The 25,971-nt window shown below is 57.5% G+C and carries 22 protein-coding genes and 1 tRNA gene; 13 read left to right on the top strand and 10 right to left on the bottom strand.

Translation table 11 applies throughout. From position 1 onward, the window contains the following. Position 1: 1 nt before the first annotated feature. The gene (locus tag ACO0LO_RS03275; RefSeq protein WP_422962745.1) at positions 2 to 250 is read right to left on the bottom strand and encodes a DUF1272 domain-containing protein; all 249 of its coding nucleotides are present in this window, start codon (positions 248 to 250) and stop codon (positions 2 to 4) included. A 271-nt stretch (positions 251 to 521) separates the two neighbouring features. On the opposite strand from ACO0LO_RS03275, the gene glp reads away from it, so the two are divergent. From glp to pip, 4 genes are read left to right on the top strand one after another with little or no spacing between them, the layout of a single operon-like run. Continuing rightward, complete coding sequence (glp, locus tag ACO0LO_RS03270) at positions 522 to 1,745, top strand: gephyrin-like molybdotransferase Glp (protein ID WP_422962744.1); 1,224 nt, start codon at positions 522 to 524, stop codon at positions 1,743 to 1,745. 39 nt (positions 1,746 to 1,784) lie between these two features. Beyond that, complete coding sequence (moaD, locus tag ACO0LO_RS03265) at positions 1,785 to 2,042, top strand: molybdopterin converting factor subunit 1 (RefSeq protein WP_422962743.1); 258 nt, start codon at positions 1,785 to 1,787, stop codon at positions 2,040 to 2,042. Between the two features lie 7 nt (positions 2,043 to 2,049). Further along, a complete protein-coding gene (gene moaE, locus ACO0LO_RS03260; RefSeq protein ID WP_422962742.1) occupies positions 2,050 to 2,538 on the top strand; it encodes a molybdopterin synthase catalytic subunit MoaE in 489 nt (162 codons plus the stop codon). Between the two features lie 49 nt (positions 2,539 to 2,587). Next, entirely contained in the window at positions 2,588 to 3,556 is a 969-nt protein-coding gene (gene pip / locus ACO0LO_RS03255; RefSeq protein WP_422962741.1) for a prolyl aminopeptidase, read from the top strand. Positions 3,557 to 3,617: 61 nt separating this feature from the next. Here pip and ACO0LO_RS03250 read toward each other — a convergent pair whose 3' ends face one another. After that, entirely contained in the window at positions 3,618 to 4,163 is a 546-nt protein-coding gene (locus ACO0LO_RS03250; protein WP_422962740.1) for a hypothetical protein, read from the bottom strand. A 113-nt stretch (positions 4,164 to 4,276) separates the two neighbouring features. Between ACO0LO_RS03250 and clpB the strand changes: the two genes are divergently transcribed. Next, positions 4,277 to 6,856 (top strand): ATP-dependent chaperone ClpB, encoded by a 2,580-nt coding sequence (clpB, locus tag ACO0LO_RS03245; protein ID WP_422962739.1) that lies wholly within the window; start codon positions 4,277 to 4,279, stop codon positions 6,854 to 6,856. Positions 6,857 to 6,931: 75 nt separating this feature from the next. Here clpB and ACO0LO_RS03240 read toward each other — a convergent pair whose 3' ends face one another. Continuing rightward, the gene (locus ACO0LO_RS03240; protein WP_422962738.1) at positions 6,932 to 7,717 is read right to left on the bottom strand and encodes an AraC family transcriptional regulator; all 786 of its coding nucleotides are present in this window, start codon (positions 7,715 to 7,717) and stop codon (positions 6,932 to 6,934) included. A gap of 208 nt (positions 7,718 to 7,925) precedes the next feature. Between ACO0LO_RS03240 and rraA the strand changes: the two genes are divergently transcribed. Further along, positions 7,926 to 8,423: a ribonuclease E activity regulator RraA gene (gene rraA, locus ACO0LO_RS03235; protein WP_422962737.1), complete on the top strand. Its 498-nt coding sequence runs from the start codon at positions 7,926 to 7,928 to the stop codon at positions 8,421 to 8,423. Positions 8,424 to 8,447: 24 nt separating this feature from the next. Here the strand turns inward: rraA and ACO0LO_RS03230 are convergent, their stop codons facing one another. Further along, complete coding sequence (locus tag ACO0LO_RS03230; protein ID WP_422962736.1) at positions 8,448 to 9,371, bottom strand: LysR substrate-binding domain-containing protein; 924 nt, start codon at positions 9,369 to 9,371, stop codon at positions 8,448 to 8,450. Between the two features lie 159 nt (positions 9,372 to 9,530). Here ACO0LO_RS03230 and metE point away from each other — a divergent pair, with 159 nt between their 5' ends. Further along, complete coding sequence (gene metE, locus ACO0LO_RS03225) at positions 9,531 to 11,831, top strand: 5-methyltetrahydropteroyltriglutamate--homocysteine S-methyltransferase (protein ID WP_422962735.1); 2,301 nt, start codon at positions 9,531 to 9,533, stop codon at positions 11,829 to 11,831. A 121-nt stretch (positions 11,832 to 11,952) separates the two neighbouring features. Here the strand turns inward: metE and ACO0LO_RS03220 are convergent. Further along, positions 11,953 to 12,029, bottom strand: a tRNA-Pro gene (locus ACO0LO_RS03220). 194 nt (positions 12,030 to 12,223) lie between these two features. On the opposite strand from ACO0LO_RS03220, the gene ACO0LO_RS03215 reads away from it, so the two are divergent. Together ACO0LO_RS03215 and ACO0LO_RS03210 are read left to right on the top strand one after the other, a co-directional pair. Next, positions 12,224 to 13,030: a TatD family hydrolase gene (locus ACO0LO_RS03215; protein WP_422962734.1), complete on the top strand. Its 807-nt coding sequence runs from the start codon at positions 12,224 to 12,226 to the stop codon at positions 13,028 to 13,030. Positions 13,031 to 13,042: 12 nt separating this feature from the next. After that, positions 13,043 to 15,475, top strand: a complete 2,433-nt coding sequence (locus tag ACO0LO_RS03210; protein WP_422962733.1) for a DNA internalization-related competence protein ComEC/Rec2 — start codon at positions 13,043 to 13,045, stop codon at positions 15,473 to 15,475. Positions 15,476 to 15,554: 79 nt separating this feature from the next. Here the strand turns inward: ACO0LO_RS03210 and ACO0LO_RS03205 are convergent, their stop codons facing one another. The 5 genes from ACO0LO_RS03205 to ACO0LO_RS03185 all read right to left on the bottom strand — a co-directional run bounded on the left by ACO0LO_RS03205 (position 15,555) and on the right by ACO0LO_RS03185 (position 20,652). Then, positions 15,555 to 16,466 (bottom strand): LysR family transcriptional regulator, encoded by a 912-nt coding sequence (locus ACO0LO_RS03205; RefSeq protein WP_422962732.1) that lies wholly within the window; start codon positions 16,464 to 16,466, stop codon positions 15,555 to 15,557. Positions 16,467 to 16,515: 49 nt separating this feature from the next. Beyond that, positions 16,516 to 16,968 carry a cache domain-containing protein gene (locus ACO0LO_RS03200; RefSeq protein WP_422962731.1) on the bottom strand — a complete coding sequence of 151 codons (453 nt, stop codon included), beginning with the start codon at positions 16,966 to 16,968 and terminating at the stop codon, positions 16,516 to 16,518. 146 nt (positions 16,969 to 17,114) lie between these two features. After that, entirely contained in the window at positions 17,115 to 18,110 is a 996-nt protein-coding gene (locus tag ACO0LO_RS03195) for a porin (protein ID WP_422962730.1), read from the bottom strand. Between the two features lie 118 nt (positions 18,111 to 18,228). Beyond that, positions 18,229 to 19,239, bottom strand: a complete 1,011-nt coding sequence (locus tag ACO0LO_RS03190; RefSeq protein ID WP_422962729.1) for a M14 family metallopeptidase — start codon at positions 19,237 to 19,239, stop codon at positions 18,229 to 18,231. 93 nt (positions 19,240 to 19,332) lie between these two features. Further along, the gene (locus ACO0LO_RS03185; protein WP_422962728.1) at positions 19,333 to 20,652 is read right to left on the bottom strand and encodes an MFS transporter; all 1,320 of its coding nucleotides are present in this window, start codon (positions 20,650 to 20,652) and stop codon (positions 19,333 to 19,335) included. Between the two features lie 684 nt (positions 20,653 to 21,336). Between ACO0LO_RS03185 and ACO0LO_RS03180 the strand changes: the two genes are divergently transcribed. The 4 genes from ACO0LO_RS03180 (at position 21,337) to kdsA (ending at position 25,766) form a co-directional block, all read left to right on the top strand. Continuing rightward, entirely contained in the window at positions 21,337 to 22,152 is an 816-nt protein-coding gene (locus ACO0LO_RS03180; protein WP_422962727.1) for an alpha/beta fold hydrolase, read from the top strand. 11 nt (positions 22,153 to 22,163) lie between these two features. Further along, the gene (locus ACO0LO_RS03175) at positions 22,164 to 23,108 is read left to right on the top strand and encodes a lipid A deacylase LpxR family protein (RefSeq protein WP_422962726.1); all 945 of its coding nucleotides are present in this window, start codon (positions 22,164 to 22,166) and stop codon (positions 23,106 to 23,108) included. Positions 23,109 to 23,253: 145 nt separating this feature from the next. After that, complete coding sequence (locus ACO0LO_RS03170) at positions 23,254 to 24,915, top strand: CTP synthase (RefSeq protein ID WP_422962725.1); 1,662 nt, start codon at positions 23,254 to 23,256, stop codon at positions 24,913 to 24,915. After that, the gene (gene kdsA, locus ACO0LO_RS03165; protein WP_422962724.1) at positions 24,912 to 25,766 is read left to right on the top strand and encodes a 3-deoxy-8-phosphooctulonate synthase; all 855 of its coding nucleotides are present in this window, start codon (positions 24,912 to 24,914) and stop codon (positions 25,764 to 25,766) included. Before ACO0LO_RS03170 ends, kdsA begins: the two co-directional genes overlap by 4 nt. Positions 25,767 to 25,971 lie beyond the last annotated feature (205 nt).

Raw genomic sequence — 25,971 nt, 5'->3', positions numbered from 1 at the left:
TTTACCGGCTGGCCGGAAAGCAATCGGGATTGAATGTTCTTTTTTGCGACGGTGGGTTGTTCGTCAGCTTGGACGCCGGGCGTATCGGCCGCGGCGCAAAGTTGCCGCCGCAATTCGGGCAGACGCCCCGCAGTACATTATCCACGCAATCTACGCAGAACGTGCATTCAAACGTGCATATCCGCGCATCCGCGGAATCAGGCGGCAGGTCGCGGTCGCAGCATTCACATCCGGGTCGGAGTTCGAGCATGGTGATATCCTTATCAAGATCAAGAGAGGCTACATGGAGTTAGCTTAAAGGATACCAGTTCCGGAATGAGCAGGATGCCGCGCGGCGGACACGATGCGGTCATTTCAGGACATTATATAAGCTTCCGGAAGCCCACGCTGCAGCGCAAGGTGCGATTGCGTAATCAGTCTTATCTGCTGAGGGGCAGTGCGCTTGCTGCTGCCGATATACAATAAGCCACATAGTGTGAAAATATTGCAAAATACTGCCAAACCACGGATAGACCCAAACCATGAATGAAAAAAAGCCGATGCTGAGCGTCGCCGAAGCACTGGATACGCTGCTGGCAGCCGTGCGTCCTGTAACAGACACGGAAACCGTACCGACCCTCTCGGCCTTCGGCCGCATCCTGGCGCAAACGCAGGTATCGCAACTGCATGTGCCGCCTGCCGATAATACGCAGATGGACGGTTATGCCGTGCGCGCTGCCGATTGCGCCGGCGGCCAGGCGCGCCTGCGGGTATCGCAGCGCATCCCGGCCGGCTACGTAGGCCAGCCGCTGGAAGCAGGCACGGTGGCTCGCATCTTTACCGGCGCGATGATACCGGCAGGCGCTGATGCAGTAGTCATGCAGGAGCAATGCACGCTGGAAAAATCCGAAGGCGCCGACAGCGTCATCGTCAACCACGTACCGGAATCCGGTGAATGGATCCGCCGCCAGGGCGAGGACATCCGCGCGGGCGCGGCTATCCTGCCTGCGGGAACGCGTTTACGCGGGCAGGAGCTGGGCCTGGCGGCTTCCGTCGGTCTGGCGAGCCTGCCAGTGGTGCGCAAGCTGCGTGTCGCGGTATTTTTCACAGGCGACGAACTGGCCATGCCGGGCGACCCTTTAAAGCCTGGCGCCATCTATAATTCCAACCGGTTTACGCTGACGGGTTTGCTGCAGGGCATAGGCTGCGAGATCACCGACTACGGCATCGTGCCCGACAACCTGGAGGCCACGCGCGATACCTTGCGCCGCGCTGCGCAGCAGCATGACCTGATCATTACGTCGGGCGGCGTGTCGGTCGGCGAGGAAGACCACGTCAAACCCGCCGTGGAAGCGGAAGGCAGGCTGAACATGTGGCAGATCGCCGTCAAACCGGGCAAGCCGCTGGCTTTTGGCGAGGTCGGTTCAGCGTTCTTCCTGGGTTTGCCGGGCAACCCTGTGGCCAGCTTCGTCACTTTCCTGCTGTTCGTGCGGCCCTTCATCCTGCGCATGCAGGGCGTTGCCGGCGTGGCGCCGTTGTCCTATACCCTGAGGGCGGATTTCGACTGGAGCAAGCCGGACCGCCGCAATGAGTTCCTGCGGGCCAGGCTGAACAAGGACGGCGGCCTGGACCTGTTTCAAAACCAGAGTTCCGGCGTGCTGACCTCCACCGTATGGGGCGACGGCCTGATCGACCTGGCCCCGGGCAAGACCATTGTGTCAGGAGATATGGTGCGCTTCCTGCCTTTTGCAGAATTGCTGTCGTAGGTGCAGATTGAATTACAAGTATGGGTATTGGAAGAGTAAATGAAACTGGAATTGCGTTTTTTTGCCAGCGTGCGGGAAAAAGTTGGGACTTCGGCGGAACAGGCCAGCTTGTCTGCGCAGATAAAAACGGTCGGCGACGTGCGCGCCTGGCTGGTCGCGCGCGGCGGCGCCTGGGCCGAAGCGCTGGCGGAAGGCCGCGCGCTGCGCATGGCCTATAACCAGGAAATGTGCAGTGCCGATACGCCTGTCGCCGATGGCGGCGAACTCGCTTTTTTTCCACCGGTCACCGGCGGTTAGGAGCTATATGCCGATCTCCGTTCAGACTGAAGATTTCGATGTCAGCACAGAAATAGCCCGGCTGCGCGCCGGCAAGCCTGCCATAGGTGCGGTCGTCAGCTTTGTCGGCGTGGTGCGCGACATGAATGAAGGCCAGGATGTGCACGTAATGGAACTGGAACACTATCCTGGCATGACCGAAAAAGCGCTGGAAGGCATCGTGCAGCAGGCGCACGGGCGCTGGACATTGCAGGATTGCCTGGTGATCCACCGGGTAGGCGCCTTGCAACCGCTGGACCAGATCGTGCTGGTAGCGGTGGCATCCGCCCACCGCGGCGAGGCGTTCGCGGCGTGCGAATTCATCATGGATTACCTGAAGACGCAGGCGCCGTTCTGGAAGAAAGAACAGACGCCGCAAGGCGCGCGCTGGGTCGATGCCCGCGAACACGATGACAAGGCGCTGGCCAAATGGGGCATGACATCGGTCAATGCTGCCCAGGGCAAGAGCGTTCCTTAGCCGGCATTGCCATGCCCGCGCCGTAACCTATAACGATAGAAAGCCTGTTATGTCAGACCAACTCGACACCCCCCTGTTTCCTGCGATAGAGCCTTACCGCACAGGCACGCTGCAGGTGGATGATCTCCATACGCTGTACTGGGAAGAGTGCGGCAATCCGGATGGCGTGCCTGTACTGTTCCTGCACGGCGGCCCTGGTGGCGGCCTGTCGCCCAGCCACCGGCGCTTTTTTGATCCTCAGCATTACCGCATCGTGCTGTTCGACCAGCGCGGCGCAGGCAAGTCTACGCCGCTGGGCGAGTACCACAACAACACGACCGGCCTGCTGGTGTCCGATATAGAAAAAATCCGCGAGATGCTGGGTATTGCGCAATGGCTGGTGTTCGGCGGCTCCTGGGGCTCGACGCTGGCGCTGGCCTATGGCGAAGCACATGCGGAGCGTTGCCTGGGTTTCGTGTTGCGCGGTATCTTCCTGTGCACCAAGGCAGAGGTGGACTGGTTCGTCAACGGCATGGGCTGGTTTTACCCGGAGGTGCACCAGCGTTTTGCCGAAGCGATTCCTGCCGAAGAGCGCGGCGACCTGCTGCAGGCCTACGTCAAACGCCTGTTCTGCGACGATGCAGCGGTGTACACCGAAGCCGCGCGCAACTGGAGCCGTTATGAAGGCAGCTGCCTGTTCCTTAAGCCGCAGGCGCAGGCAATAGAGGATTTTGAATCAGATGCCGTCAGCCTCGGGCTGGGCCGGCTGGAAGCGCACTACATGGTGAATGCAGCCTTCATGGAAGAAGACCAACTGATCCGCAATATCGGCAAGATCAGGCACTTACCTGCTGTAATCGTGCAAGGCCGCTACGACGTGATCTGCCCGCCTGCCAGTGCCTACCGTCTGCACCAGGCGTGGCCGGAGGCGCGTTTTCACCTGATAGGCGACGCCGGCCATGCCGCGATGGAGCCTGGCATTGCCGCTGCGCTGGTGGCAGCGACCGAGCAGTTTAAAAAGAATACTGCCTTTGAATGAACGCGGTGCCTTATATACGCCAAAAAGCTTGCGATACTGTTCCGCAAGCTTTTTTTTTACGTTAATTCAGCATGTAGGAAGCCGTCGCGCTGCGCTCGCTTCCCGGTATGACCAGGTCTACGCCCCAGTCCGCTTCCCTGGCCGCGGCTTGCAACAGGCTGCAAAAACCGTGCATCAGGCTTTCCGGCAGCGTGATTTCAAAGGCGTCTTCTCCGGCAGGGAAGAATTGCAGGCAAATCGGCGCACCGGCAACTATATTGAAGTTGATGGTCTGGATCAGCAAGGGGGCTTCGCCGCGCGGGAAGGTTTGCGCGCCGGCTTCGTAGGGGTTGGCAAAGCCGCCGTCTTCCCGCATCTGTTTCAGCAGGGACTCGTGTTCCATCTGGACAATGTCGGCGCTGGCATGCGCTGCTTCCGGCTTGTTCAGCACGACCTGGGTCGCCAGCGCTTGCAGCGTGGTCGGCCATAGCTGGAGCAGCAGCCTCCGGGTGATGTGCGCCTGGATTTCCTGTTTTTCCTTGCCTTCGCCTGCTTCCCCAAAGGAAAACCGGGCGAGGATGCGGTCCTGTTCGGCCTGGTAGGTAACTTGTATTTGTAATAATTCCATCGTCATTGCCGGTAAACTTGATCTGGATCAGGTTTACCGCATGTCCTATTCTTGAAAATGTCGTTCACCGCCCCAATTTTCTGACGTAATAACCCATTCTTCAGGAGCATTTGATGCGTCTCGATAAGCTAACAACAAAATTGCAGGAAGCATTGGCCGATGCGCAAAGCTATGCGGTCGGCAATGATAACCAATACATAGAACCTGTGCACATTTTACTGGCTCTGCTGAACCAGGAAGATGGGGGCGCGCGGTCGATTTTACAGAGGGCCGGAGTGAATGTAGGCGGTCTTACGTCGGCATTAAAGCTGGCGCAGGAGCGCCTGCCCAAGGTCACCGGCACTGACGGCCAGGTGCAGGTAGGGCGCGAATTGAGCAATTTGCTCAATCTTGCTGACAAGGAAGCGCAAAAGCGCGGCGACGAGTTTCTCGCCAGCGAGATGCTGTTGCTGGCGCTGGCCGACGACAAATCCGATGCCGGCAAGCTGGCCAGGGAAAACGGCCTGACCCGTAAATCGCTGGAGGCGGCGATTTCCGCAGTGCGCGGTGGCGCCAGCGTCAATTCGCAGGAGGCTGAAGGCCAGCGCGAAGCATTGAAAAAATACACGCTGGACCTGACCGAGCGCGCCCGCCTGGGTAAGCTGGATCCGGTGATAGGCCGCGACGATGAAATCCGCCGCGCGATCCAGGTCTTGCAACGGCGCAGCAAAAACAACCCTGTGCTGATAGGCGAACCCGGCGTCGGCAAGACCGCAATCGTCGAGGGCCTGGCGCAACGTATCGTCAACGGCGAAGTGCCGGACAGCCTTAAATCCAAACGCGTGCTGTCGCTGGACATGGCGGCGCTGCTGGCCGGCGCCAAGTTCCGCGGCGAGTTTGAAGAGCGGCTGAAAGCAGTGCTGAAAGAAATTGCGCTGGACGAAGGACAGACCATCGTTTTCATCGACGAGCTGCACACGATGGTGGGTGCAGGTAAGGCCGAGGGCGCGATGGATGCCGGCAATATGCTCAAGCCTGCACTGGCGCGCGGCGAACTGCATTGCGTGGGCGCGACCACGCTGGACGAATACCGCAAGTACATAGAGAAAGACGCCGCACTGGAACGCCGCTTCCAGAAAATCATCGTGGACGAGCCGAGCGTGGAAGCCACGATTGCGATCCTGCGCGGCCTGCAGGAAAAATATGAGGTCCACCATGGCGTGGACATTACCGATCCGGCGATTATCGCAGCGGCGGAATTGTCGCATCGTTACATCACCGACCGTTTTCTGCCGGACAAGGCAATTGACCTGATCGATGAAGCCGCGTCCAAGATCAAGATAGAAATCGATTCCAAGCCTGAGGTAATGGATAAGCTGGACCGTCGCCTGATCCAGCTGAAAATCGAAAGGGAGGCCGTCAAGCGTGAAAAAGACGAAGGCTCAAAAAAACGCCTGGTGCTGATCGAGGAAGAAATCACACGCCTGTCGCGCGAGTATGCGGACCTGGAAGAAATCTGGAAATCGGAAAAAGCGACGGTGCAGGGCAGTGCGCATATCCGCGAGGAAATCGAAAAAATCCGCTTGCAGATGGACGACGCCAAACGCAAGGGCGACTGGCAGACCATGTCAGAGCTGCAGTACGGCCGCATGCCTGAACTGGAAGCCCAGTTGAAGCAGGCGGACGATACGCAACATAGCGGCGGCAAGATGAAGCTGCTGCGTACGCAGGTCGGTGCGGAAGAAATTGCCGAAATCGTCTCGCGCGCCACCGGCATACCCGTGTCGCGCATGATGCAGGGCGAGCGCGAGAAACTGCTGCAGATGGAAGATGCATTGCATAAGCGCGTCGTCGGCCAGCATGAAGCCATTGTTGCCGTGTCGGACGCCATCCGCCGTTCGCGCGCCGGCCTCAGCGACCCGGGCAGGCCTTACGGTTCCTTCCTGTTTTTGGGGCCGACCGGTGTGGGTAAAACCGAACTGACCAAGGCATTGGCAGGCTTCCTGTTCGATACTGAAGATGCGCTGATCCGTATCGACATGAGCGAGTTCATGGAGAAGCACTCGGTCGCCCGCCTGATCGGCGCGCCGCCCGGCTACGTTGGCTATGAAGAGGGCGGTTACCTGACGGAAGCGGTACGCCGCAAGCCTTATAGCGTGATCCTGCTGGACGAGGTGGAAAAAGCGCATCACGACGTGTTCAACGTACTGTTGCAGGTGCTGGACGATGGCCGCATGACGGACGGGCAAGGGCGCACGGTGGACTTCAAAAACACCGTGATCGTGATGACGTCCAATCTCGGTTCGCACCAGATCCAGGCAATGGAAGGCAGCGATCCGGCGGTGATCAAGATGGCGGTGATGGGAGAAGTGAAAAACCACTTCCGTCCCGAATTCATCAACCGTATCGACGAGATCGTCGTGTTCCATGCGCTGGATACGAAGAATATCGGCGCAATTGCCAGGATACAGCTGGATGTGCTGGGCAAACGCCTGGAGCAGATGGAAATGGGCTTGCAGGTATCGGATGCGGCGCTGCAAAAAATCGCAGAGGCGGGTTTCGATCCGGTCTATGGTGCGCGCCCCCTGAAACGCGCGATCCAGCAGGAAATCGAAAGTCCCTTGTCCAAACTGATCTTGCAAGGCAAGTTTGGTCCCAAGGATGTCATTTCGGTGAATGCATCCGGTGGCGAGCTGGTTTTCACCAAAGCCTAGTAGCAGCGGTAACGATAGTGGTAGTGCGGGAAGCCGGCCTCAGTGCCGGCTTCTTTGTTTATCTGCGCTTCATATTTATTTATTTTGGTAAAACGCCGACGGCGACTTGCCGAAGGTTTTCTTGAACATGGCTGAAAATGCCGATTGGCTGGTGTAGCCGAGTTCGCTGGCGACCCGTGACAACGGCAGGCCGCTGGCGATCAGCGAGGTTGCCCTGGTCAGCCGCATCTGCTGGCGCCACTGGCCGAAACTCAAGCCCAGGTCCTGTTCAAACAGCCGCGACAGCGTTCGTGCAGAAGCGCCAACCTGCTGCGCAAAATCTTCCAGCGTCAGTGTGGAGGATGGCTCGGCGATCAGGCTTTCGCACAGGCTTTTCAGGCGCTTGTCGCGCGGCATTGCCAGGTGCATGGGCAAGGTTTCCGCATGTACGAGCTCATCCAGGATGACCTGCACCAGATGATCCTCCCGAGGGCCCGGCTCATCCAGGCTTTCTACGCTATGTATCAGCTCCCGCAGCAGCGGCGAGACTTCCAGCACTATGCAATGTTCGATCGGAAAAGGGATGTAGCCGGCATAGGTGTATAGCGCGCGCAGCTGGGCAGTCTCCATCGTGCGGATCTCATGCACCATGTTCGGCGGTATCCATATCGCGCGCAGCGGCGGCACGAACCAGGTGCTGTTGTCGGCGATTACGTGCAGCATGCCGTCGCGTGCATAGGTCAGCTGGCCCCACGGATGGCTATGCGGCTTTAACACCTGATGGGCGATCAGGTCACGCGCCACCAGCCTCAGTTTGCGCTCTGCACTCGGCGTGGTATTGGACGGCGGCGGGTCGGTATGCTTGAGCGGAACGAGGGGCATGGCAGGTTTGCGATAAATGATATGCCTTTATCTTAAAACAGACGCGCGGAATTTGCTTGTTTCTTGTGAAAAGCTAAGAATTTATCTGCAAGGCGAGATTGCACTCCATACAGAAAATGTCTCTCTTACAGGCTCCATGGCTAAGTCAGCTGCCAATTTGATAATATAGAGCCAATGCTGTTTCATTCAAACTGTGCAAAGGCCTATCATGAGCTTCTTTACCTGCGATATTTGCGATGCCAACGAAGACAAGCTGGCAAGCGGCGAACTTAGAGCGCTACCGCCCATCTTCACGAAGTTCGGCCGGCAGCAAAAATTCTTTGGACCTGCCGTCACGCTGAAAGTATTTGAGGAAAATGCGTTGGTCAGGAGCAAGCTGGAAAGCCCGGGCAATGGCCAGGTGCTGGTTATCGACGGCGGCGGTAGTTTCCGCTGTGCGCTGGTGGGCGGCAATCTCGCGAGTCTGGCACAGCAGAACGGCTGGGCCGGGATTATCGTGAACGGTTGCGTGCGTGATACGGAAGAACTGAATGCCTGCAATATCGGCATCAGGGCACTGGCTTCCTTCCCCGTGCGCAGCGCCAAACGCGCCAGCGGCGAGCAAGATGTGCGCATCAGCATTGCCGGCGTAGCGATCAAACCAGGTGACTGGATTTATGCCGATGCCGACGGGGTGCTGGCGGCATCGGAAAACCTGCTGAAATAAAGCCTGTCAGCTGGTGCGCTGGCGTCAGATAAGTTCTATGCTCGGCAGGCTCAGATAGCTGCTTTCGCGTATCGTCCGCACAAAGTCCGTCAGATAGGATTTGCCTGACATCTCGCCCAGGCTGGCCGCATACAGCTTGCCGGTCAGGCCTTCCCGGGTAATACGTTTCTGCATTACATAATCACGGTTCACGTAGTTTTGCGCCGCCCAAACCGGCAAGGTGGCAATGCCGCGCCGGCTGGCGACCAGCTGCAGCATCGCCACCGTCAGTTCGGTTGTCCTGCGGGCAGCGGCATCCACGCCGGCCGGTTTCAGCACCTGCCGCACCACATCCAGCATATCGTCCGGCACCGGGTAGGTAATCAGCGTGTCGGTGGCAAAATCCTGCGCTTCCAGATAATCCCTCGCGGCCAGCGGATGGTCCTTGGCCAGCAACGCAACAATTTCAAAGCGAAACAGAGGATGGTAATCCACCGTTTCAGCATGGTCGATCTCGGACACGATCGCCACATCCGCCCGGTGCCCGTACAGCAGGCCCACGGGGTCGGCCTGGAAGCCGGACACTATGTCCAGTTCCACCTCCGGCCAGCGCTGGCGGAACACATCCATGGCTGGCATCAGCCAGTCAAAGCAGGTATGGCATTCCACCGCGATACGCAGTTGGCCGGCTTCTCCTTGCGCCATGCGCGCCAGGTCGCGCTCTGCATTGGCGATCTGCGGCAATATGCCATCTGCCAGTTGCAGCAGGCGTTCACCGGCTGGGGTAAAGCGTATCGGCGTGGATTTTCTTTCAAATAGCACCGTACCGTGGTGATCTTCCAGTAATTTGATCTGATGCGATAGCGCAGACTGGGTCACGTTCAGCAACGTGGCCGCGCGCAGCAGGTTGCCTGCCTCACGCAACGCGTGCAGGGTTTTCAGGTGGCGAAGCTCCAGGATGGAGTGCATGGAAATATCTCTATAATGACTATTAGTAAAATTCAAGTTGATTCTTAAAATTTATCGTTTGAATCATAGTGGATGATGACCGATGATGGCAAGCATTAAAAAGCACGCAATTATCAGAACCTGCAGACAGCCCGCAGGTCGTCAACATCGGAGAAAAGCATGGCATTGGCACATATATTGGGATTTCCGCGCATAGGCGCACAACGCGAGCTGAAATTTGCGCAAGAGGCGTTCTGGCGCGGCGACTTGACTGAAGCCGCACTGCGCGATGTAGGCGCCGACCTGCGCTCACGCCACTGGAGTTTGCAAAAAAAGGCTGGCCTGGATGCCGTCAGCGTTGGCGATTTTGCATGGTACGACCAGGTGTTGAACACGCTGGCCTTGCTGGGCGGCGTGCCTGCGCGCTTTGGATTTGATCCTAAAAACCTGTCGCTATCCGAGTATTTCACGCTGGCGCGCGGCAATCCCCAGCATTTCGCGATGGAAATGACCAAATGGTTCGATACCAACTATCACTACCTGGTGCCGGAATGGACTGCGGATACCCGTTTTGACGGCGGCGTGGACTGGCTGTTCGAAGAACTGGCCGAAGCACAGGCGCAGGGCCATAAGGCCAAGCTGACGCTGATCGGCCCGGTAAGCCTGCTTTATCTGGGCAAGATCAAGAGCGGCCTGGGTCATAAGCTGGACCTGCTTCCGCAACTCCTTCCCGCCTACCGTAAAGTGCTGGCCCGCCTGCAGGCCGCGGGTGTCGAATGGGTACAGATCGACGAACCCGTGCTGACGCTGGAACTGGATGCAAAATGGAAAACGGCGTTTACTCCTGCCTATGCAGAATTGGCGCAAGAGGCGCCCAAGATTTTGCTGGCGACCTATTTTGAATCGGTGGCCGGCCATGCAGAGCTGTTGCATCACCTGCCCGTGGACGGCGTGCACCTGGACCTGGTCAGGTCGCCGGCACAATTGGAGCCGCTGCTGGCGCACTGGCCGCAAGGACGGGTACTATCCGCCGGCGTGGTAGACGGGCGCAATATCTGGCGCACCGACCTGTCGGAAGTATTGAAACAATTGCAGCCGCTAAAGCAGCAACTGGGCGAGCAACTATGGATAGCATCCAGTTGCTCACTGCTGCATGTGCCTGTTGACCTGTCTTTCGAAACATCGCTGGATACAGAGGTAAAAAGCTGGCTGGCCTTTGCCACTCAAAAGCTGGATGAAATCGTTGCATTGAAACAGGCGCTGAACGGCCAGGCTGCGCAGGTGCTGCCGCAATTCACGGCATCGCAGGTAGCGACGCACAGCCGCAGCGTGTCCAGCCGCATCCACAATCCCTTGGTCAAAAAGAGGGTGGATGAGCTGACGCCGGCCGATGCACAGCGCAACAACGCCTTCAGCGAGCGTATCGCCAGGCAACAGGCACGCTTCAACCTGCCTTTGTTTCCTACCACAACCATAGGCTCCTTTCCGCAGACCAAGGCTATACGCCAGGCGCGCGCGGCGCACAAGCGTGGCGATCTCGGCTATTTGGATTACCTGGATGCGATGCGCGAAGAAATCCGCATTGTCGTCGAGAAGCAGGAGCAACTGGATATCGACGTGCTGGTCCACGGCGAACCGGAGCGCAACGACATGGTCGAGTATTTCGGCGAACAGCTGTGGGGTTATGGCTTTACGCTGAATGGCTGGGTGCAGAGCTATGGTTCACGTTGCGTGAAACCGCCGTTCATCTATGGCGACGTATACCGGCCGGAAGCCATGACGGTAGGCTGGAGCCAGTTTGCGCAAAGCCTGACCTCCAGGCCGATGAAGGGCATGCTGACCGGGCCGGTGACGATGCTGCAATGGTCGTTTGTGCGTGACGACCAGCCGCGCGAAACCACGGCGCTGCAAATTGCACTGGCGCTGCGTGACGAAGTCTGTGATCTGGAAAAGGCCGGCATAGGCATGATACAGATCGATGAACCGGCCTTTCGCGAGGGCCTGCCGCTGAAATCCGGCGACTGGCCGCATTACCTGGACTGGGCAGTGCGCGCGTTCAAGGTATGCGCTTCCGGCGTTGCGGATGAAACCCAGATCCATACCCACATGTGCTATTCCGAGTTCAACGACATCCTGCCGTGGATTGCGGCAATGGACGCCGATGTGATCACGATAGAGACGTCACGTTCGGACATGGAGCTGCTGGATGGTTTCGGCGAATTCGCTTACCCGAACGAGATCGGCCCCGGTGTCTACGATATCCACTCGCCACGCGTGCCGCGTGTGCCGGAAATGCAAAGGCTGCTGCAAAAGGCCAGGGGCGTCATACCAGACCGCCGCTTATGGGTGAACCCCGATTGCGGCCTGAAAACCCGCGATTGGCCGGAAACGATAGCAGCGCTGGAAAATATGGTGCAGGCAGCCAAGCTGCTGCGCGCATCTGTCAGCGAGCATGAGGAGCACGAGGGCAATTGCTGCTGAGCCTGACGAAGGAAAAATGTGGCCTGGATTGCGTCACACGCCATCCAGGCCGCACGATATCCAGGCCGCACGATAATATGCATGCTCCGGGAGGAGCGGTTGCCGGCCGGGTTCGTCTGAATGGTCCGGGCAAGAGGATTTGAACCTCCGACCCCCTGCTCCCGAAGCAGGTGCGCTACCAGGCTGCGCTATGCCCGGACTGGCTCGGCAATGAAACCAGACTTAGTGATTTATTAGTATATCTTTCTCTGCGGCGGCTTGCCAAGAGGCGGCTGATGGGGAGTGCCGGCAACAAGAAAGAGTGAAGCAGTGTAAGGCACGCAGTATAATTATTGCATGCCTAATTTTACACACTCCAGGTTCCCGCGACTTCCTTTGCAAGGGGGCCGGTCATGTGGATAGATACCCATTGCCATCTTGATGCGTCCGAGTTCGGCGGCAACTCGCTGGGCGTTGCTGACAATGCGGCGCAGAACGAGGTTTCTGCCATCGTGATACCGGCTGTTTCGCCGGCCAATTTTTTCACAGTGGCCGAACTGGCGCGGCAGCGCAGCAGCTGCTTCTACGCGCTGGGCATACATCCGATCTGCGTCCCCGCAGCCGTGGAAGCCGATCTGGATACCATGCGTACAGCCATCACTGCTGCGCTGGAGAATCCGCAGGCGCATCCCCGTTTTATCGGCATAGGCGAAATCGGCCTCGATTTTTTTCTGCCGGAGCTCACCACTGTCCCCATGCGGGAAAAGCAGGAGCATTTCTATACCGAGCAGCTGAAGATGGCGCGTGATTTCGATTTGCCGGTGCTGCTGCACGTACGCCGTTCCCAAGACATCATCCTCAAGTATCTGCGCCGCATCAAGGTGGCGGGCGGCATCGCGCATGCATTCAACGGCAGCGACCAGCAGGCGCAGACTTTTATCGATCTCGGTTTCAAACTCGGCTTTGGCGGTGCGATGACCTTTAGCCGCGCGCTGCAGATCAGGCGGCTCGCCACGCAACTGCCGCTGGAAGCCCTCGTGCTGGAAACCGATTCTCCCGACATATCTCCCAGCTGGCTGCATCCCGCCACCAATACGCCTGCCGAAATACCGCGCATAGGTGCCATACTTGCTGAATTGCGCGGCCTGACGGTGGAGCAGGTAGCCCGGCAGACCACCGCTAACGCGCACCGCATTTTGCCGCGCCTGCTGTCTGCGTGATGCGCGGGACCGATGCGTAGCGCCATTGTTGCCTTCGTGCTGGGCGTCGTGGTCTTGCAACAGCAGGCGGCGCTGCTGCAATGGCCCTGGCTGGGTTTGCTGCTGGTGCTGGCGCTAGTGCTTCTGGCCATCAGCATCAAGTATTTTCACCAAGGGTATTTTCATGGGCATATCAGGCTGGCGCTAAGGTTTGCCGGCGCCGGTATCGCCGGTTTTATCTGGGCCAGCGCCTTTGCGCATGCCTATCTGTCGCAGGAGTTGCCGGCCGAATGGGAAGGTCGCGATGTGACCGTCATCGGCACTGTCGATAGCTTGCCGCACCTGTTCCCACAGGGAGTGCGCTTCAATTTCGCCGTGGAGCAGGTGCTTGCCCAGGGACGCAGCCTGCCTGTGCTGCCACCCAAGCTGTCGCTCGCCTGGTATTCCAGCTTCGGCAGCCAGGAGTTCGGCCCCATCGGCAATGTGCAGCCCGGCGAGCGCTGGCAATTGACGGTGCGCCTGAAACGGCCGCATGGCAACGCGAATGCATACGGATTCGATTACGAAGCCTGGCTGCTGGAGCAGAATCTGCGTGCCACCGGCACAGTCCGTTCCGACGAGAATAATCCGCTGAAAAACCAGCGGTTGGCGGTCTTTGTATGGAGCTTTGGCAATACCGTGGAACGGAGCCGCGCGTGGCTGCGCCAGCGCATCAGCGCGGCGCTGCCGGACAAGCCTTATGCCGGCGTGCTGGTTGCGCTGGTGGTGGGGGACCAGCGCGATGTGTCTCAATCCGACTGGAAGGTATTCAATCGCACAGGCATAGGTCACCTGATTTCTATTTCAGGCCTCCACATTACGATGATCGCGGGCTTGTTTGCCGGCCTGGTGTACTGGCTATGGCGGCGTTCTTTTTTCACACGCGCGCAATTGCCCTTGCTGCTGCCTGCGCAAAAGGCGGCTGCCATTGCCGGCGCGCTGATGGCTTTTGTGTATGTCGCGCTGGCAGGTTTCGGCGTACCCGCGCAAAGGACGCTGTATATGCTGATCGTCATCGCTGTGGCACTGTGGTTTGGCCGTCTGACGAGCGTGTCGCATGTGCTGTGCCTGGCGCTGGGTATCGTTGTCCTGCTGGACCCCTGGGCGGTATTGTGGCCCGGTTTCTGGCTGTCTTTCGGCGCGGTGGGCGTCATCCTGTTTGCGGGGGTAGGGCGGGTTCAGTATTCTCACAAGCTTGCTCAGCGAAACAAATGGCGCACCGCCTGGAATGCCGCCAGCCACACGCAATATGTGGTGACACTGGGCCTGGTGCCGCTGACCTTGCTGCTGTTCGGCCAGATTTCGTTGATCAGCCCGATCGCCAATGCGATTGCGATACCGCTGGTCAGCTTTGTTGTCACGCCGCTGGCGCTGGCGGGTAGCTTTGCACCTGCGCCGCTGTCCGGCTGGCTGCTGCAACTGGCGCATGCCTGTGTTGCCGCACTGGCCGCCAGCCTGGAATATCTGAGCAAATTGGCCTACTCGGTATGGACGACGCCTATCCCGGCCACGTGGATGTTCTTGGTTGCGATGCTGGGCACCTTGTGGCTGCTGGCGCCGCGCGGCTGGCCGTCGCGCTGGATAGGGCTGCTGTGCTGGTTGCCTTTGCTGTGCAACCAGCCCACGCATCCTGGGCAAGGGCAGATGACGGTGACCGCCTTCGATGTCGGCCAGGGCATGGCGCTGCTGGTGGAGACCTCGCAGCACAGGCTGCTGTACGATACCGGCCCCTATTATTCGCCGGAGTCAGACGGCGGCAATCGCGTGATCCTGCCTTATCTGGATGCGCGCGGCATAGGCAGGCTGGACGCCATTGTGATTTCGCACAACGACAATGATCACTCGGGCGGCGCGTTGTCCATCTTCCAGCACCTGAAGGTCGACAAGGTGATGTCCTCGCTGGCGGCGGACAGCCCCATTGTTGCGGCTGCGCCCAGCCACCAGCGATGCGAATCTGGCCAGGCTTGGGAGTGGGATGGCGTGCATTTTGAGATATTGCATCCCGATGCCGCCGGTTACGACAATGAAAAACTGAAACCGAATGCGCGCAGCTGCACGCTAAAAATCACGCTGGGCACCCATTCCATGCTGCTGCCCGGCGACATAGAAGCGCCGCAGGAGCAGGCACTGTTGGGCAGCTCCGCAGATAAATTGCATGCCACCGTGCTGCTGGCGCCGCATCATGGCAGCGGCACTTCCTCCACCTTGCCTTTCCTGCAGGCGGTCCAGCCGGAGCTGGCGATATTTCAGGTCGGATACCGTAATCGTTTCCGGCACCCAAAAACCGAAATCTTCGCGCGCTACGGCGATTTGGGAATCAATCGCCTGAGAACCGACGAATCCGGTGCAATCACATTGCAATTCGGGTCCGGTCTGGAATTTTACGGATATCGCCAGGAGCATGCGCGGTATTGGTATGGACGTTAGCCGGCAATGGCGGCGTTGCCAGGCTCGGCAGGATGCAGGGTCGATGCGGCAAACAAGAAAATATCCGGAGAGATTGTTGTTACTGGCTCGCTCCGGCATCGGCGGATAAACTCTTCCAGATCGAGTTGGCGATCGGGTTCGTGCTGTTGCGCAGGCGGTAGAGGCAAATATCGAATCCGACGCGCATGCTGGCATCGCCAACCACCATCAAACGGCCTTGCTTCCATTCATCCTGTATCAGCCGCTGCGGCAGCCATGCCAGGCCGACGCCGCGCTTTGCCATTTCCAGTATCGATTCATAAGAGTCCGCCTGATAGACGCTGCGCAGCGACAATTTGCGGGGCAGTTCAGACAAATGCTTGGCGAGTACGCCGCGCAAGATCAGTGATGGCGCATAGGCGAGCCAGGGCGTGGGGATACCTCCGGCATGGGAAATGCGAAATTGTGGTTTCCCCTTGGAATCGGGCGCACTGACCGGCACCAGCACTTCTCGCTCAATGGTCAGGGATTCAAAGTGTTTCGGATCGATCAGCAGACGTATTGCCGGACTGGAGTAGCTGACCAGCAGGTCGACATCCCCGGCCGACAGGCGCATGATGGCTTCCTGGCCGCCGCTCGTGCTGACAGAGACTGAAAACGGCCCGAACCGTTTGTGGATGGATTCGTACCAGTCGGGAAGAAAGGTCGTTGCGAGCGTACGGCCTGTCGCGACCCTGAGAGTCTCTTCCTGCCGGAAGGAGGTCTCTTTCAATTGCGAGCGTGTTGCATTGAGAATGTCCAGCGAATGGACTGCTGCGTCGAGAAAAAGAGTGCCGGCAGAGGTCAGGGACACCGGTTGCTTGCGTTCTATCAGTGCAGTGCCTACCCATTCTTCCAGCGAGCGGATACGCCTCCCGAATGCCGGATGCGTGACAAAACGATTCTCCGCTGCACGGGAAAAGCTGCGTGTGCGGGCCAGTTCAACAAAATCTTCAAGCCATGACAGCTGCATTTTGACATCCTCTGGTTGAAATCATTTTATCAAGCAAATATTGTACCCTTTACTTTGGCTTATAAATCCCGGCCTCAAGAATCATGTCGCCGCTTCGCACAAAGTACGTGGCCTTATCCTCCAGTTCGTTTGAATCTGGATTGCTGTACCGATAGCTGACCCAGCCTTTCCCCTTGCTCTTCGCTATTTCTACAATCTCTTTTCGATAGTATTTTCCATCGGCGTCGGGGAATACCATCATGTTTTTTCCGACAACGCGCGGATTGATGGGATGTGCGAGCGTGGTTCCGTCCAAGGCTCGCAAAGCCAGATAGACATCTCCCCTGATAAAAGCGGGATTTTTGTTATTCACTTCCCTGATGAGGGCCTCTTTTCCGTTTTTTTGCAGGTAGGCCAGACCCTTGTCGACGATAGCAACTGCATCGTCAGCCTTACCCGCTGCAAGTGCGGATACGGAAAAAATAAAGCATGCAGCCGACAGCATCAGTTTGAAAAATTTCATGGGTGCGCTCTTTCTCAGTGAGGGGCAATCAATGCCCTGGCAAAGATATCTGGAATTCGCCGCATCCGGTCAATGGCAGACTTCCCGTGCACCGTGGCGGCGCAGGGGGCGTTTGCAAGGGTATTGCGATGCGGGATTTGTCGGTTTTAAAAGAAATGACGCACGCCGACGTCGAATACCTTGTCTGTCGCGCCGGCAGTTGCGACTTTATATTTTGCCGCGCCGTCATTACGCAACTGGCCGTAGCTTGTATATAAAGCCGTGCGTTTGGACAGGTCGTAGATGTAACCGACGGCGATCTGGGTGGCATCGGCATTCGCCAAAGCCTTGTCTGTTTTACGGATGTAGGAGAATACGATTGTTCCCGTGTCGCCGGCGCTTGCTGTCAGGCCCAGAAGGAGGTCGCGCTGGTTCAGTTTGCCTGTAGTGCCGAGTATGACTCCCTTTTCTTTCGCATAGGCTGCATACAGCCTGGCCCAGCCGAAATGGTAGTTCCCGCCCAGCAAAGTCATCTCGGTGCTGCCGGTATCGCCGGCATTTCTGATGTTCTGGTGCGTGACGACGACGTCGACAGGTCCTTGTTGGTACCCCAGGTATCCTGCCACCGTGCGGTTTGCAGCGGTATTTCCTGCGACTTCGCCAAAGCCATATTGCAATTCACTTCTGAAACCATTGGCAGCATAGCTGTAGGTCAGGAGATTGTCGGTGCGGCTGCCGTTGAAGCTGATCAGGCGTGAGGAGTCTCCGACCATGCCGATTTTGAACGGATCGAAAGTGGCATTATTTGCGTAAACCGGATTGACCTGGCGGCCCATCCGCACGGTCCCGAAAGAGCTGGACAAGCCGACGAAGGACTGGCGATTGAAAAATTTTGCAGCATCGGCCTGCGCGCCGCTGTCTACGCTAAACCCGCTTTCTATTTGAAACAGGGCGGCCATGCCGCCGCCCAGATCTTCCAAGCCCTTAAAGCCCAGCCTGCTACTGTTCAAAATGCCGCTATCCAGCCGGGTAACTGAGGTACTGCCGTTGTTCTCATGGCTTATTCCGGCGTCGACAACGCCGTAGATAGTGACGTTGGATTGGGCTTGGGCTGCACCTGCGGCGGAGCCCAGTATGGCTAATGCGATGAGGCGATTCTTCATTTTCCTTGGTCCTTGTTGAATTATTCTGATGGAGACTTTATGTGAATCATGCGAAGCGAACGGCCATGGTCCACGCTGCAGAGAGCGGCTGGATCGGCGAGAGGGAAGGGAATGTTTTCTAGGACATTTTCATATCTCCATCAGATTGAAAATCCAGGATTTTGGCCAGGCGCATGACGGTGACGCCCGGCGCAAGATGGCGCAAGGAAGGCTGGACAATGACGCAGTTGTCATAGGGAGAGGAAATTTCCACATCGCCATCTTTCGCAATGACGGTACCGGCCCGTTCTATCAGTTCAAGGCCATGAAAATTCCTGGCGAACTCAAAATTCATCGTCTGCGCGACGACAGGCTGTGTTACCTGAAGCAGGCGTTGCTTGACAGGGAAGGGTTGCGTGAGGAAGTGGGAGAGGCCCATGATGTCGGCAACCCCTGTAGCAGCGAGGAAGCGGCAAGCGGTGTCCAGTGCAACATCCCTGCTGCGCGACGAAAAATGCTGCCCAGTTTCGATCAGCAGCGAATTTTTGGGGCTGTCGATATCTCCGAAGCCGCCATAGTCGCGCATACGCTTTCCGTTGGGATGGCCCGCATCGGCGATGACATGGGCTGGCAGCCCAATCTGCGAGGCGAACCGGATTCCTTTTTCTAAAGGGCCGCACATCATCATCGGCGGAGATTCTTCATGCATGGAATGTATGTCCAGCAAATAATCGACGTCGTCGATGATTGGCCTCAATTCCCGCGCTCGCCGCAACTCCAGCGTTTCGTCTGAACTATCCAGCCGCGATTCCGACCACACGCGGTTCATGTCTTCGTCAATAAAGCGGGTCGCATCGACATTGTTCCTGTCAAACCTGCGGTACGCCTCCACATTGGAAAATCCAAGCGTAATGCGGCCTTTTAGCGGCCTCAGTTTCATGCGAAGCAGGGCATCGACGGCAATGGCGCCGCTTACTTCGTTTCCGTGCGAAAGTGCCATGACCATGACGTGGGGGCCGGCGATGCCGCTGTCAAAGGAATGGATATAGTCAACGCCTGTATTGCCATGCCGCCATAGCGTTATGTCGGGGAATGTTACTTCGATCGGATAAGCTTGCAATCCAGCGCGAATCTGTTCTAGATTTTTCATTGATACAACTCCAAAATTAAACCAAAGGAATGCCCGGCCCCGAGGACTGAGCGAGGTAAAATTTTTTTGGAAGCCAGGGCGAGGTGAAGCGAATTAAATCGGTGAGTTGCGCTTCATGCGTTGCCCCAGAATCAGCACAGCGGTGACACTGATGATGGATGTGCCTATGACATAAAAGCTGGGGGCCAGCTTGCTTTCCGTGGCAGCAATCATCCATGTGACCAGCAGGGGGGCAAAGCCGCCGAATAGCGTGACTGAAAAGTTATAGCTGAGCGCGAGCCCTGTCCCGCGTGTGCTGGTCGGGAAAATGTCGGACAGCATCGCCGGTATGGGGCCGAGACAGGCGGCAATGAGCAGGCCGACCAGACACTGCACGGCAATCAGCGTGGTGAACGTAGGCCATGTGTTCAATATCAGGAATAAGGGATATGAGGTGCAGCCGACAAGCAGCAAAGCGATGGACAATACTTTGAATCGTCCGTAGCGGTCAGACAGCATGCCGAAGAGCGGGGCGCTCAGCATCAAGATAACGCCGGTCATCATCGCACCCAGGAAAGAGGATGTGGCAGGGATATGCAACTGCTTCAAAGCATAGGTCGGCATATACAGTTTATGCACGTAGTTGAACGCAGTGGCGCCAGATACAACGCCTATGCCCAGCAGCAGATTGATGCCATCCCTTGCCAGCACAACGCGCAGCGGTGAATTTTCCAGTTTCCTGGTTTTTGTTTTCTGGAATTCAGGCGTCTCATCGATCTGATTGCGTATATACAGTCCCACGGGGCCTACGAGCAAACCGAAGCCGAAGGCAACGCGCCAGCCCCAGTCATTTAACTGGCTATCCGTTAACGCGTAGCTGAGCAGGGCGCTGATACCGGCTGCGAGTACGGTGGCCAGGCCTTGGGTTGAAAGCTGCCAGCTTGCGAAAAACCCTCGCCGCTTTCCGTCCGCATGTTCGACCATGAAGGCCGTCGCCGCGCCAAATTCACCTCCTGTAGAAAAACCCTGCAGCATTCGGGCGACGATAATAATCAGGGGGGATGCTATGCCGATTTGGGAATAGGTCGGTGCAAACGCGATCATTGCCGTTCCCAGCATCATGATGGAGATCGACAGGGTAAGGGAGGGCTTGCGCCCCGCGCGGTCGGCGTACGAGCCCAGGACGATGGCGCCCAGCGGCCGCATGACGAAAGAGATGCCGAATGTGCCAACACTCAGCAGTAGGGACGTGGTTTCATTTTCTACGGGAAAAAATAATTTTCCGATGACGACCGCAAAGTATCCGTATATGAGCAAGTCATAAAATTCAAGTGCATTGCCAATGCTGGCGGCGCAAATTTCCTTCCAGGGGTGGCGTGGTGCAGCAGCCGTTAAGCTGATTGATGCATCCAGTGATTGAAGCTGTGCTGACATGTAAATTCTCCAGTGTTTTTATTGCGTTCCGGTGGAACTGCGGCGGCGCATCGACGACGCGTTTGCTAAATTGCGGATTCTTTTTGGTGATCCTCACGGCGGAACTCATCTTTATTGCGGTCAGCCGCAAGCCGCTGTGCGAGATCGATATAAATGAATTCTGAAGCTCGGATCGAGTATAGATAGACGGAATTTTTGCCTTGTGCCGTTTCGGCACGAGCTGGTGCCATCTCGTGCCGGAAGCAGGCCTGGGACGTGGTGCGTGGGATGTTTTATGTGCTGTCTGGCATTCTCTCCACAGAGAGAACATCGTGTGGATACAGGCGTGGCAGAGCGAGGAGAGAGGGCCTCGCGCGGAGGACGGCGGCCGAGAGCCTTGTCCATGGAAAATCCGGATGTTTGTGGTTTTAAAACAAAATCCGAACGGTATTTGAAGAAGGTGACATCAAAAATGCCGCGCATTGCGCCACCCAAGGGAATCGACGAATGGATCAAAGCGTAAATTTGCCGTGCCGGTATTTTTGGAATAAATCACTTAAGGAGCGGCGAACCCGGTGCAATCACATTACAATTCGGGTCCGGTCTGGAGTTTTACGGATATCGCCAGGAGCATGCGCGGTATTGGTATGGCCGTTGACGGCGCCTGTTGCCGGACCCGAATGAACAGCTAGGCTACCCAAATTTATGTCATCAGATTCAGTCATACCCCCAGCGAGGCCCGTTCTGCACTTTGCACATGCCAACAGCTTTCCCGCCGGGACCTACCGCGTTTTCTTTGAACACCTGTCGCCTTACTACGATGTGCAGGCGCTGGAAATACATGGCCATAATCCAGCCTATCCGGTCACTGACGGCTGGCAGCACCTGGTGAAGGAGCTTATTGATACTCTGGCGGCACGCTATAGCGAACCCGTCATCCTGGTAGGGCATTCTTTGGGCGGCATCCTGTCGCTGATGGCCGCCAAGGCGCGGCCCGATTTGGTGCGTTGCGTGGTAATGCTGGATTCGCCGGTGGTCGGCGGCTGGAAGGCGCTGGCGCTGAGATTGTTCAAGCGACTGGGCCTTGACCAGAAGTTTTCACCGGCGCAGTTTTCGGTCAAGCGCAGGAATGTGTGGAAAAGCGCTGAGGCCGCGTTCGAGCATTTTGCGGCCAAGGAGATGTTTGCAATCTGGCCGCCGGAAGTGCTGCGCGACTATATCCATGCCGGCGTCGTGCCGCATCCCGAAGGCGTTACGCTGAAATTCACGCGCGAGATAGAGACGGCGATTTACCTTTGCCTGCCGGACACCCTGGGTGCTGTACTGCGCAAGCCGTTCCCTGTGCCGATAGGTTTTGTCGGAGGAATCGAGTCGGTGGAATGCCGGCAGGCGGGCCTGGAGGCAACAAAAAAACTGGTGGGCGATAATTTCGTCCAGATAACGGGTGGCCACCTGATACCGATGGAGGTGCCTGCGGCAACTGCCGCCGCTACCCACGCGATGATACAAAAGCTCATTTGAGGATTAAACCTATGCAAGCAAACAACCCAATTTTTTCAGCGGTATTGGCAGCCGCGCTGGCGCCGGCCAGTTTGCCGACTCTGGCGCAATCGGTTTTGCCGTCCGTGGAGGAATACCGGGATGTGCAGGCCAAGGGCATTTCAGTGTGGCAACTGACGGTGGAGAACGATAGCCTGCTGTTTAACGACAAGGATGGTTTCTATACCAGTGGCGTGCAGTTGGGGCAGCGTAGCGTGCTCAATACGCAGAGCAACTCCACCAGCTATGGCTGGCGCATAGGTCAGGAACTGTACACGGCATCCGACACCAAGCTGCTGCCGTCGCAGCTGTCGCCGCGCGACCATCCGTATGCCGGCTGGCTGTTCGGCGGCGTGTATAAGGAGATAGCGGATGCAAGCGGCAGCAGCACGCGCATTGGCCTGGACTTCGGCTGCCTGGGGCCTTGCGCCGGCGGCTACTGGGCGCAGACGCATTTGCACCGCCTGCTGCACCAGCCCCTGCCGCAGGGGTGGAGCACGCAGCTGGGCAATGAATGGGGCGCCGTACTGTCCGGCGAATGGTCACCGGTGCGTTGGGCTCCGGCCTCTTACCTGGACATTACGCCGCGCTTCAAGGGCCGTTTCGGCAATATCTTTACCGATGCCTCCTTCGGCCTGACCCTGCGGGCAGGAGCGCTGGACCGCCTGCCGGAGCAGCCGGCCAGCTACGCGTTTTTCCGGGCAGAGGCAAAGGCGGTAGCATATACCGCGACGATACAGGGTGGCTACTTCGCCAACGAGCATACCGGCGTAGACCCGAAAAGAGGTGTTGGCGAGCTGGAGCTGGGGTATGTGTGGCGCGGTGAACGTTTTGGTGCGAATGTGTCAGTCATCCGCCGGAGCGATGAAATCCGCCAGCTGACGAATGCAGAGGGAGCTCAAAATTTTGCCAAAATACAATTTTTCTATGCCATGTAAATAAATGGACAAGCAAGGCGCCGGAGCGGCGCTTTGCAATAAAAACGGGCAGGAAATCTGGAAAAAGGGTCGGAAAAATTGTGAGGGGGATACGCTTTGGTGTATAATTCGAATTTCCCGCTTGTGCCGTCTGGCACCTTCTGCAATGACTAAGTTTGTGTTCGTTACCGGGGGCGTAGTCTCCTCTCTGGGCAAAGGCATTGCCGCCGCCTCCCTCGCTGCGATTTTAGAGTCGCGCGGCCTTAAAGTCACCATGCTCAAGCTTGATCCCTATATCAATGTGGATCCCGGCACGATGAGTCCTTTCCAGCATGGTGAAGTATTCGTTACCGATGACGGCGCCGAGACTGACCTGGATCTGGGTCACTATGAGCGTTTCATCACGGCCAAAATGCGCAAGGTGAACAACTTCACCACCGGACAGATTTATGAGTCCGTGATCCGCAAGGAACGCCGTGGCGAATACCTGGGCAAGACCGTACAGGTCATCCCTCACATCACCAATGAAATCCAGGATTACATCCATCGCGGCGCCAACGGTTTTGACGTGGCGCTGGTGGAAATCGGCGGTACGGTCGGCGATATCGAATCCCTGCCTTTCCTGGAAGCGGCGCGCCAGCTGAGCCTGCGCGCGGGTCGCAATGCGGCGGCTTTCGTGCATCTGACGCTGGTGCCTTACCTGGCTTCTGCTGGCGAACTGAAAACCAAGCCTACCCAGCATAGTGTGCAGAAATTGCGTGAAATCGGCATTTCGCCGGATGCCTTGCTGTGTCGTGCTGACCGTCCTATCCCCGACGACGAGCGCGCGAAGATTTCACTGTTCTCCAATGTGCCTGAAGACGGCGTGATCTCGGTATGGGATGCGGATACTATCTACAAGATTCCGCAGATGCTGCATGACCAGGGCCTGGATGCGATCGTTTGCGACAAGCTCGGCCTGTCGCCGAAACCGGCGAACCTGGAAATGTGGGACAAGCTGATCTATGCACTGGAAAATCCGAAAGAAGAAGTGACGATAGGCATGGTCGGCAAATATGTCGATCTGACCGAATCCTACAAGTCGCTGACGGAAGCGCTGCGCCACGCCGGCATCCATACAGAAAGCCGCGTCAACATCGAGTACGTCGATTCCGAAGAGATCGAAGCGCACGGCACCAAGGCCTTGGAAAAGTACGATGCCATCCTGGTGCCTGGCGGTTTTGGCAAGCGCGGCGTGGAAGGCAAGATTGTTGCCGCCCGTTTTGCACGTGAAAACAAGATCCCTTACCTCGGCATCTGCCTGGGCATGCAGGTCGCGCTGATCGAATATGCGCGCAACAAGGCCAGGTTGACCGTGGCCAATTCCACCGAGTTCGACCAGGAAACCGAACAGCCCGTTGTCGCGCTGATCAACGAATGGCAAAACCATGACGGCAAGGTAGAAACCCGCGATGAGAATTCCGACCTGGGCGGCACCATGCGCCTGGGCGCGCAGACTTGCGCCGTCAAGCCGGGCACGCTGGCGTCTGAAATCTATGGCAACGTGGTAACCGAACGTCATCGTCACCGCTATGAAGCCAACAACCATTACCTCGGACGTGTCGAGCAGGCCGGCCTGATCGTGTCTGCGCGCACGCCGACAGAAGACTTGTGCGAAATCATGGAACTGCCGCGCGATGTACATCCATGGTACCTGGGTGTGCAATACCACCCGGAATTCAAGTCGACGCCACGTGACGGCCATCCGCTGTTTATCTCATTTGCCAAGGCCGCACTGGCGCACAAGCACGCAATCGCCGACGCCGCCGCAACCGGAAATAAATCATGAAACTTTGTGGATTCGAGGTTGGCCTGGACCAGCCCTTCTTCCTGATAGCAGGGCCTTGCGTGATCGAGTCGCGCCAGATGGCGCTCGACACGGCCGGCGTGCTGAAGGAAATGACCAGCGAACTGGGTATTCCTTTTATCTACAAATCTTCGTTCGACAAGGCCAACCGTTCTTCCGGTTCCTCTTTCCGCGGCCTCGGCATGGAAAAAGGATTGGAAATCCTGGCCGACGTCAAAAAACAAATCCAGGTGCCGGTACTGACCGATATCCATGAAATCGACGAGATCAAGCCGGTCGCCGCCGTAGTTGATGTATTGCAGACGCCGGCTTTCCTGTGCCGCCAGACCGATTTCATCAAGGCTTGCGCGCAGTCCGGCAAGCCGGTCAATATCAAGAAGGGCCAGTTCCTGGCGCCACACGACATGATCAATGTCATCGCCAAGGCGAGGGCGGCAGCGCAAGAAGTCGGCCTGCCGGAAGACTTGTTCATGGCGTGCGAGCGCGGCGTTTCCTTCGGCTACAACAATCTCGTGTCCGACATGCGTTCGCTGGCGATCATGCGTGAAACCAATTGCCCGGTTGTATTCGATGCGACGCATTCGGTGCAGTTGCCGGGCGGCCAAGGGACTTCCTCCGGCGGTCAGCGCGAGTTTGTGCCTGTGCTGGCACGCGCAGCGGTGGCGGTGGGTATTTCCGGCCTGTTCATGGAAACCCATCCGAATCCTGCCGAAGCCAAATCCGACGGTCCAAATGCGGTGCCGCTGGGCCGTATGAAAGAATTGCTATCCACGCTGATAGAGCTGGATCGCGTGGTAAAGAAAAACGGTTTCCTGGAATCCAGTTTCGCATAAGAACTGCAAGGACAGGCGGCCGGTATGCCGGCACACGCATGTCCGGTATTCGGTAGCGGATACGGTGGAACTGGCGCCGGATAGTAAGATGCCCGGATACGCTGCTGCTGACGTAGTGCCGCGTACGGAAAAACTGCAAGCAAGCGCCTGATCATCGCAGGCGCTGGTACAAACATAAGAATTTATTATTGCATTGTTTAGGAGA

This window comes from Undibacterium sp. TJN25, from assembly GCF_049339885.1.
Lineage (GTDB): Bacteria > Pseudomonadota > Gammaproteobacteria > Burkholderiales > Burkholderiaceae_D > Undibacterium.
Note: the sequence above shows the minus strand (reverse complement) of the source record. Positions and strands in the feature narration are given on the sequence as shown.

Excerpts from the sequence above, each read along its gene's own strand:
- ACO0LO_RS03190 (WP_422962729.1), bottom strand. The coding sequence starts at position 19,239 with ATGAAAAATCTAGAACAGATTCGCGCTGGATTGCAAGCTTATCCGATC.
- ACO0LO_RS03185 (WP_422962728.1), bottom strand. The coding sequence starts at position 20,652 with ATGTCAGCACAGCTTCAATCACTGGATGCATCAATCAGCTTAACGGCT.
- glp (WP_422962744.1), top strand. The coding sequence starts at position 522 with ATGAATGAAAAAAAGCCGATGCTGAGCGTCGCCGAAGCACTGGATACG.
- ACO0LO_RS03195 (WP_422962730.1), bottom strand. The coding sequence starts at position 18,110 with ATGAAGAATCGCCTCATCGCATTAGCCATACTGGGCTCCGCCGCAGGT.
- clpB (WP_422962739.1), top strand. The coding sequence starts at position 4,277 with ATGCGTCTCGATAAGCTAACAACAAAATTGCAGGAAGCATTGGCCGAT.
- metE (WP_422962735.1), top strand. The coding sequence starts at position 9,531 with ATGGCATTGGCACATATATTGGGATTTCCGCGCATAGGCGCACAACGC.
- ACO0LO_RS03180 (WP_422962727.1), top strand. The coding sequence starts at position 21,337 with ATGTCATCAGATTCAGTCATACCCCCAGCGAGGCCCGTTCTGCACTTT.
- kdsA (WP_422962724.1), top strand. The coding sequence starts at position 24,912 with ATGAAACTTTGTGGATTCGAGGTTGGCCTGGACCAGCCCTTCTTCCTG.
- rraA (WP_422962737.1), top strand. The coding sequence starts at position 7,926 with ATGAGCTTCTTTACCTGCGATATTTGCGATGCCAACGAAGACAAGCTG.
- moaD (WP_422962743.1), top strand. The coding sequence starts at position 1,785 with ATGAAACTGGAATTGCGTTTTTTTGCCAGCGTGCGGGAAAAAGTTGGG.
- ACO0LO_RS03210 (WP_422962733.1), top strand. The coding sequence starts at position 13,043 with ATGCGTAGCGCCATTGTTGCCTTCGTGCTGGGCGTCGTGGTCTTGCAA.
- moaE (WP_422962742.1), top strand. The coding sequence starts at position 2,050 with ATGCCGATCTCCGTTCAGACTGAAGATTTCGATGTCAGCACAGAAATA.
- ACO0LO_RS03205 (WP_422962732.1), bottom strand. The coding sequence starts at position 16,466 with ATGCAGCTGTCATGGCTTGAAGATTTTGTTGAACTGGCCCGCACACGC.
- ACO0LO_RS03230 (WP_422962736.1), bottom strand. The coding sequence starts at position 9,371 with ATGCACTCCATCCTGGAGCTTCGCCACCTGAAAACCCTGCACGCGTTG.
- pip (WP_422962741.1), top strand. The coding sequence starts at position 2,588 with ATGTCAGACCAACTCGACACCCCCCTGTTTCCTGCGATAGAGCCTTAC.
- ACO0LO_RS03200 (WP_422962731.1), bottom strand. The coding sequence starts at position 16,968 with ATGAAATTTTTCAAACTGATGCTGTCGGCTGCATGCTTTATTTTTTCC.
- ACO0LO_RS03240 (WP_422962738.1), bottom strand. The coding sequence starts at position 7,717 with ATGCCCCTCGTTCCGCTCAAGCATACCGACCCGCCGCCGTCCAATACC.
- ACO0LO_RS03275 (WP_422962745.1), bottom strand. The coding sequence starts at position 250 with ATGCTCGAACTCCGACCCGGATGTGAATGCTGCGACCGCGACCTGCCG.
- ACO0LO_RS03175 (WP_422962726.1), top strand. The coding sequence starts at position 22,164 with ATGCAAGCAAACAACCCAATTTTTTCAGCGGTATTGGCAGCCGCGCTG.
- ACO0LO_RS03250 (WP_422962740.1), bottom strand. The coding sequence starts at position 4,163 with ATGGAATTATTACAAATACAAGTTACCTACCAGGCCGAACAGGACCGC.
- ACO0LO_RS03170 (WP_422962725.1), top strand. The coding sequence starts at position 23,254 with ATGACTAAGTTTGTGTTCGTTACCGGGGGCGTAGTCTCCTCTCTGGGC.
- ACO0LO_RS03215 (WP_422962734.1), top strand. The coding sequence starts at position 12,224 with ATGTGGATAGATACCCATTGCCATCTTGATGCGTCCGAGTTCGGCGGC.